We start from the raw sequence: 7,602 nt of genomic DNA, 5'->3' as shown, positions 1-7,602 counted from the left end.
AAGCATTGCCGGGTAGCTATGTTCGGAAGGGATAACCGCTGAAAGCATCTAAGCGGGAAGCCTCCTTCAAGATTAGATCTCTCTGATGAAAATCAGTAAGGAACGTTGGAGACTACGACGTTGATAGGCTGGGTGTGGAAGTACAGCAATGTATGAAGCTTACCAGTACTAATGATCCGAGAGACTTAAGTCTATTTCTATGCTGAATTGTTAAATATCTTTATAAGATATATTATCCAAAACACAGTTTTGGCGATAATAGCTTGTAGGAACCACCTGATCCCATTCCGAACTCAGAAGTGAAACTACAAAACGCCGATGATAGTCTGGCAATGCCCAGGTGAAAGTAGGTAATCGCCATCTTATTACATTAAAGACTTATCGTGATAAGCATTTTAAAAGCCTCATAGAAATATGGGGCTTTTTGCATTTATAGACATCATGATTTTTAAAACTATTACTGCTATATTAAACAGCAACTTTCATCTATAATCTCCTGATATTTATATTTATCACTTATATGATTATGTCTTTATCAAAAATATTTGAGCAACAAAGAATTCCTACTATGGAGTTATCTAAAGAACAAAGAAAGAAAATTTGGCTAAATAAATTCATTAAATCATATTTAGTTGTATTTATCGGCTATCTTAGTATGTATATGATTCGTAAGAATTTTAATATAGCTCAGAATGACATGATTCAAGATTATGGTCTCTCTTTTACTGATTTAGGATTGATTGGTTTAGGTTTTTCGATTACTTATGGTCTTGGTAAGACTGTTACAACTTATTACTTTGATGGTAAGAATACTAAACAGGTACTACCGTTTATGCTGATATTATCTGCAATATGTATGATAGGCTTTGGTCTAAGCTTAGGAAGTAGTACATATGGTATATTTCTTATGGTTGCTTTTTATGCTATGAGTGGTTTTTTTCAAAGTCCAGGAGGCTCATGTAGTTATTCTACTATTACTAAATGGACACCTAGAAATAGAAGAGGATTCTTTTTGGGACTGTGGAATATGTCTCATAATATTGGTGGAGCATTATCTGCGGTTGTAGCGCTTTTTGGGGCACATGTAGTCTTTGATGACAATGTGATTGGTATGTTTATATTTCCATCAGTTCTTTGCTTAATTATTGGTTTTATTGGACTGAGGGTCGGTAATGACTCTCCTGAATCATATGGTCTTGGACCTGTTGAAGAAATATTTGATGAACCTATTAGCGAAGAGGATGCTTATGTCAAAAAAGTACAAATATCAAAATGGGAAATTTTTAAGAAATATGTGGTTTTCAATAAGATAATCTGGATTTTGTGTTTTGCAAATGTCTTTCTATATGTTGTTAGAATAGGTGTGGATCAATGGTCACCAGTTTACGCTCATGAAGTTTTAGGTTTTACAAAAGAAACTTCGGCATGGAGTTATGCACTATTTGAATCAGGAGCTTTAACTGGAACATTATTATGGGGGTTATTGTCAGATCTTATTAATGGTAGACGTGGATTAACAGCTATTATTTGTCTTATAGTTACTATCATTTTAATTTTCTTATACCAATCAGCGACTAATCAATATGTATATTTAACTGTAATGTTTCTTTTAGGATTTTGTGTATTTGGACCACAACTTCTTATAGGCGTAGCTGCTGTGGGATTTGTTCCAAAACAGGGTATTGCAGTAGCAGATGGTATAAAAGGTACTTTTGCTTACTTGCTAGGCGATAGTTTTGCTAAACTTGGCTTGGGCATGATTGCTGATAAAAAAATTAGTCTATTTGGTTTCGATGGCTGGTATGGAACTTTTATAGCATTATATTTAGCTGCGATTGTATGCTTCGTGCTAATGATGTTTGTAGCTATTGCAGAAGAGAAAAAAATTAGAAGAAATAAAGAGTATTATTCTAAGGCATAACTAAATAGAGATCTAGAATATACCATTATTATTTTTAGCTTCTTTTAGAATAGGTTCCATAAGCTCCCAATGTTCAATAATCTTTCCATCTTTTACTCTAAATGTGTTAATTGCAGCTGTTCCTAAATCATTTTTTGATGAGTAAAAAATATTTTCTAATATTACATAATCATTACAAGCAAATATTTTTTTTGTCTCAACCCGTGTAAATACTTTTTTATCACCAAGTCCTTTAAGATAGGTAATTAAACCATCTGGTCCATCCTTTGCTGAAGGGTAATGTTGAATGTATGTTTTTCCTAAATATTTAGAGACCTCATCTACATTACCTTTATTAAATATTACATTTAATACAGCATTCTCAAAATCAATTACAGTGTTAACATTTTTTTCATTATATTTACATTTGATAATATTAGATTTAGGTATTATTTCTGGTACGGGATTATCTTGTTTATTTGCTAGTAATATTGTAGGTATTAGAGTGGCTAAAATTCCTAATGATATATATTTCCTCATACAACTCTCCATATTTATTAAAGGGTTAAATCTTTTATTTGTTGCACAACTTGTTTTAGAGATTTTTCTCGTATTTCAGCATTTAAATCAACTCCTTCAGCACAGACCACAGTTATGTCATTTATACCAATAAAATTAAGAATTGTTCATAAATAATTTTCTTGAAAATCTAAAGGTTTCGTAGCTCCTTTACTATAGATATTTCCTTTACTAAGAACAATGATAGCTTTTTTATTTTTTACTAAGCCTTCAGGCCCATTCGCTGTATATAAGAATATTTTTCTTGCGATCATTATATTATCAATCTAAGATTTTAGTGTCGAAGGGATACTAAAATTATACATCGGCGACTCGATAATAATAATATTTTTTTCAAAAAGCTCTTCTATAAGCTTGTTTGAGGTAGTAAGTTTATCTTGATTATTATTTGCCATGGCATTAATAAAGTCTGGATTTATATGTTCTACAGAGTTATCTACAAGATCTCTCTCTGAAACTTTCACCTTGTCAATGCTTTTTAAATGGCTAATTAAATCATCACTAATTTTTCTTGAAACTGAATTTTCTTCTTTAATACTTGATCTAATATGTAGTAGTTTTTTCATTTTATTCCCATACCTGAGGTTAAAAAATATATACTTATAATTATCACTGTATTTACCAAATAAAACAAGAATGCACAACTATGATGAGTACTAACAAAAATGTAACTGAAAATGGGTACTCTAAAGATTCTTGTAAACCTTTTAGAGAGATCTTAGGTCTAATAGGCGATAAATGGAGTATTATACTGATATCAATACTTGAAGATGGTACTAAAAGATATAGTCAGATTCAGAAAGACCTTAGAGAAATATCCCCAAGAATACTATCACTAAAGCTTAGAGAATTAGAAAAATGTGGATTAGTATTTCACGAGGTTGAACCTACGGTTCCACCTAGTGTCTTTTATTCTCTTACGGATCTTGGAAAATCTTTACTGATTCACACGAAAAACATAATACGTTGGGTAGAAGAAAATCAATATAAGATTGAACAAGCTAATGTAGATTTCAATAAATTAAATTCAAAGTAATATAAGTAAAGGAACTAATTTTTATAAAAATTTTATATCTTTGCTAAACTTCATTATAGAATCTTTATATCACTTGAAATTATAATCTATCTCCTAAAAATATAGGTTTAAAGAGGTTTATATGATTATTGTTTCAGCAATTACAATGATAAGTTTGACGATATATATGACAGCTACGCTTATATATCCAGAGAAATTTTAGCTTATAGGAGAGTGTAGCTATGAATTATAATTTTATTCTGTTTGCGGTTTTTATATTTACATTAGTGATTATTACTAAGCCACTAGGAACTTATATATTTAAAGTATTTAATAATGAGAAAACATGGCTTGATTGGTTTGCAAAGCCTTTTCAAAGAGTATATTTATTAATACTCTAATCATTATCTTTCTGATGCCGATGGTATTGGTTGGTGTGAAGAATGTTGTAGCATCATCACAAACTTTATTAAGAAGAAATCTTCTATATTATGGTTTAGGTGGTGTGATAGTACCTTTTATAGCTATTAAGCTTATAGACATGCTTATAACAGCTATGCATATAGTTTAAGCAAGGAGTTAATCTTATGAAAAACTTATTTAAATCTTTTTATGGCGATGTTTTTCTTTAGCATTGTATTTGGTTTAGTTTATCCATTTTTTATAATGGCAATTGAATATGGTGTTGCACATAATCAAGCTACAGGATCACAAGTTTATTATAATGGCAAAGTAGTTGGTTCAGAGTTGATTGGGCAAACTATGCCAGATAATCTGTTCCCGTCTAGACCATCAGCATCAGGATATAATCCATTAGCTACAGGCGGTACTAATTATGCAGTTAATAATCAGACACAGTTACAAGATGTTAAAAATAGAATTAAAGACTTACAAGCTAAGTATGGTGTTAGGAAGCCTATTCCAGAAGATTTGGTTTTTGCATCTGGTAGTGGGGTTGATCCAGAGATAAGTTTGCAAGCTGCGCTATATCAATCAAAATATATAGCTCAAAAGAATAACCTTTCTATAGATCAGGTTAATAAACTTATCAAAGAGAATACTAAAGAGCATCTCTTTAATGTGGCTACTGTAAATGTTTTACCGTTAAATATAGCTCTTTTACAACTGATAGGTAAAAATTCTCAAGGTATATCTAGTCTGATATAATTATATTCTGTGAATATTCTCAACAAGTTTAATAGCATTCTTAAGGCCTCTATGGATAATCAGCAAAAGTAGATGCGCTACTAAATCTAGCAAATAAAAGTCAAGAATATAAGAAAGGTAAGCTAAAGATTTTTTTAGGTTATGCCCCTGGTGTTGGTAAAAGCTACGCGATGCTTAATAATGCTAGAGCTCTACAAAAGGATAGCAAAGATGTGGTAGTTGGGCTTCTTGTTAGTCATGGTAGAGCTGATACGCAAGCTCTATTAGAGAGATTAGAGGTAATGCCACTTAAAAAAGTGATATATCGAGGTAAAGTGTTTGAAGAGCTTGATATAGATGCAATAAAAGCAAGAAAGCCAGATATAGTAATAATCGATGAATTACCACATTCAAATTTTCCGACATCGCGAAATAAAAAAAGATATATAGATATCGAAGAGCTTCTAGATGAAGGTATTTCTGTTTATACTGCGATAAATATTCAGCACATTGCTAGCTTATCTTATGAAGTTACTCAATTAACACGGGCTAATGTGAATGAGATTGTCCCTAATGATTTTATTCAGTCTGCAGATGAGCTTGTTGTTGTAGATGTTAGTCCAGAAGAGCTTATCAAGAGATTAAAACAAGGTAAAGTTTATAAAAGTGATGCAATAAATAGAGCGTTAGAAAGATATTTTCAGTATACGAACTTAACTATATTGAGAGACTATACATTTAGGATGGCAGCAAACCATGTTGGTCAAGATATTCAACAATATAGAAAGTTGTATCAAAATGGTAGTGAGATACCTACATCACCATACGTATTAGTTTGTTGTGGTTATGATGAAGCAACACCTAGTTTACTGCGTAAAGGTAAGCTTTTAGCTACAACATTAAATGCTCGATTAATAGCTATATTTGTCCAAAAACCAAATAAAGTTACAAAGACTAGATTAAACTTTGCCGTTATCAGACGCTATAAGATGTTAGCAAATAGTTTAGGTTATAATATTTAGCATATTCTTGGGGATAGGATTTCTGATACGATACTAGAATATGCAAAGTCTATAGGAGCTACTGATTTAGTTATAGCTAAGTCAATACGCCCTAAGTGGAAAGATAGGTTCTTTAGATCACTTGTTTATGATGTTGTTCGTAATAACAATACGGGAATGCAAATCCATATTGTTTCGATAAATAAAAAAGAATGTAAGGCCGAAGAGCCACCGCGACATAAAAAGATAAACATAAAAGAGTTAGTTTTAGATACTATAAAATCGGTTTCAATAACTGCGATATCAGGTGTATTTATATTTTTTAGTTTGAATATCGCTGGACTAGTGTCTCAGACACTGTGTTTCTTATTAGTTCTCTCTGCGTGTGCGTATAGGTATGGTTTGATGCCATCGATATTATCTTCTCTAGTAGGATTATTCTTATATGTATATTTGTATCTTGAGCCTAACTTTGTATTTCATATATCTAGTTTAGCAGGAATAATTACATTTGCTTTGTTTATGGTTATCGTTATATTTTCGAGTCATGTAATTCTACGTATAAAAAGAGCGTTTACTCTTCTTAAAGAGCGAGAAAATAATATTTCCGTATTATATCGATTTACAAAAATATTTAATGAGAAAAGTTTAGATAAAAATTTACGTCCAATATTTTTAAATGCTTTGGAAGAGTATTTTAAGTGTGATTTTGTATTTTTAAGTGTTTCAAATGGTGAATTAGAATCTTCAGCATTTCCTCAACATCCAAATTTTAACCAAAAAGAGTTGGTAGCGGCAAAGTGGAGTTTCAAGTATAAAGAGAGTTGTGGTAAGGGGACAAATACTTTCGCAGGATTGGACTGGACGGTTGAGCCACTAGTTATAGAGAGTAGAGTTCTCGGCGTAATAGCTGTTTATCTAAGCTCAGAAAAAGCTGTAGAGAGGATAGTCACAGATAGTGTAATTCTAAGTAGCATGCTATATTCAGTTTCTCATAATTTAAAGACTCCTCTAGCATCTATAATGGGCGCCTTAAGTAGTGTTAAATCATTTAGAGAATCTTTTACTCAAGAGCAACAAGATGAAATGATTGACTTAGCTTTGACAGAGTCTAAAAGATTAGATAACTATATAGATAATATAATCCAGATGTTAAAAGTCGACTCAGGAAAACTTTCTTTGAGTATAAGAATATATTGACAGTAATGATTTCCTTGCAGAAATTGAACAGGTTTGTAAAAGAGTCTATAGCAAGCAGAAATTCAAATTTATAGTCCCACGTGAATCATTTAAAATACAGTTGGGTCCTATCCTATTCCAGCAGGTTATTCTTAATTTGATTGATAATGCGGTTAAATTTACAGCTGATTTTGATAAAGAAGTAAAGGTTTCTCTTGTAAGAAAGGGTAACGAAGCTTGTCTTTTTGAAGTAAAAGACCAAGGTATTGGCTTGAAAGAGGCTGATATGGAGAAGATATTTACAATTTTTCATAGAATTGAAAAAAGAGACAGCTATACCCATGGTAACGGTTTACTGCACATAATGGTAAAATACGTGTTTATAGTGATGGCGAGGGTAAAGGAAGTGTTTTTAAAGTTACATTACCTTTGCAATTAAACTTAAACAATAAGTAAATATAGATAGTTTAAATATGATAAAAAAAATACTAATAGTAGAAGATGAACCTCAAATTAAGAAGCTTTTAGAAAAAACTTTTTTGGTATTAGGGTATGATGTTGAGAGTGCACCAACAGCTTCAATAGCGACTAGCCTACTAGGGTAATATCATCCTGATGTTGTTATTCTTGATCTTGGACTTCCTGATCAGAATGGTCAAGATTGGCTTAAGGCTGTAAGAGTTAGTAGTGACGTACCTATTATTGTAGTCTCAGCAAGAAATGATACAGAAGAGGTTGTCAAAGCTTTAGAAAATGGTGCAAATGATTACGTTAAAAAGCCT

5 protein-coding genes, 2 rRNA genes and 5 pseudogenes (1 of these 12 only partly in view) are annotated in these 7,602 nt (G+C 31.6%); 10 read left to right on the top strand and 2 right to left on the bottom strand.

Features of this window, described 5'->3' with window-relative positions; genetic code table 11:
- From FNO12_RS09165 to uhpT, 3 genes are all read left to right on the top strand, one after another.
- Positions 1-193 (top strand): 23S ribosomal RNA (locus FNO12_RS09165); it begins 2,694 nt to the left of the window's first position.
- Positions 194-248: 55 nt separating this feature from the next.
- Positions 249-363: ribosomal RNA gene (rrf, locus tag FNO12_RS09160) — 5S ribosomal RNA — on the top strand.
- Positions 364-526: 163 nt separating this feature from the next.
- Positions 527-1,921: a hexose-6-phosphate:phosphate antiporter UhpT gene (gene uhpT, locus FNO12_RS09155; RefSeq protein ID WP_014715651.1), complete on the top strand. Its 1,395-nt coding sequence runs from the start codon at positions 527-529 to the stop codon at positions 1,919-1,921.
- Between the two features lie 12 nt (positions 1,922-1,933).
- On the opposite strand, the gene FNO12_RS09150 is transcribed toward uhpT, so the two are convergent.
- Both FNO12_RS09150 and FNO12_RS09145 read right to left on the bottom strand, forming a co-directional pair.
- The gene (locus tag FNO12_RS09150) at positions 1,934-2,440 is read right to left on the bottom strand and encodes a nuclear transport factor 2 family protein (RefSeq protein ID WP_014715650.1); all 507 of its coding nucleotides are present in this window, start codon (positions 2,438-2,440) and stop codon (positions 1,934-1,936) included.
- Between the two features lie 17 nt (positions 2,441-2,457).
- Positions 2,458-3,045, bottom strand: a pseudogene (locus FNO12_RS09145) (FMN-dependent NADH-azoreductase).
- 80 nt (positions 3,046-3,125) lie between these two features.
- On the opposite strand from FNO12_RS09145, the gene FNO12_RS09140 reads away from it, so the two are divergent.
- From FNO12_RS09140 to FNO12_RS11295, 7 genes and pseudogenes are all read left to right on the top strand, one after another.
- Positions 3,126-3,515: a winged helix-turn-helix transcriptional regulator gene (locus FNO12_RS09140; protein WP_014715649.1), complete on the top strand. Its 390-nt coding sequence runs from the start codon at positions 3,126-3,128 to the stop codon at positions 3,513-3,515.
- Positions 3,516-3,736: 221 nt separating this feature from the next.
- Positions 3,737-3,895, top strand: coding sequence for a potassium-transporting ATPase subunit A (locus tag FNO12_RS09580; RefSeq protein WP_014715648.1), 159 nt, complete (start codon positions 3,737-3,739; stop codon positions 3,893-3,895).
- Positions 3,886-4,065: pseudogene (locus tag FNO12_RS09135) on the top strand (hypothetical protein); the annotation flags it as partial. The gene FNO12_RS09580 and the pseudogene FNO12_RS09135, both read left to right, overlap by 10 nt.
- 16 nt (positions 4,066-4,081) lie before the next feature.
- Positions 4,082-4,661: pseudogene (locus FNO12_RS09130) on the top strand (potassium-transporting ATPase subunit C).
- 65 nt (positions 4,662-4,726) lie between these two features.
- Positions 4,727-7,276 (top strand): annotated as a pseudogene (locus FNO12_RS09125) (sensor histidine kinase); the annotation flags it as partial.
- 17 nt (positions 7,277-7,293) lie between these two features.
- Positions 7,294-7,425, top strand: coding sequence for a response regulator transcription factor (locus FNO12_RS11300; protein ID WP_149217339.1), 132 nt, complete (start codon positions 7,294-7,296; stop codon positions 7,423-7,425).
- A gap of 18 nt (positions 7,426-7,443) precedes the next feature.
- Positions 7,444-7,575: pseudogene (locus FNO12_RS11295) on the top strand (response regulator); the annotation flags it as partial.
- Positions 7,576-7,602 lie beyond the last annotated feature (27 nt).

The sequence above is a fragment of the Francisella orientalis FNO12 genome, assembly GCF_001042525.2.
GTDB classification, from domain to species: domain Bacteria; phylum Pseudomonadota; class Gammaproteobacteria; order Francisellales; family Francisellaceae; genus Francisella; species Francisella orientalis.
Note: the sequence above shows the minus strand (reverse complement) of the source record. Positions and strands in the feature narration are given on the sequence as shown.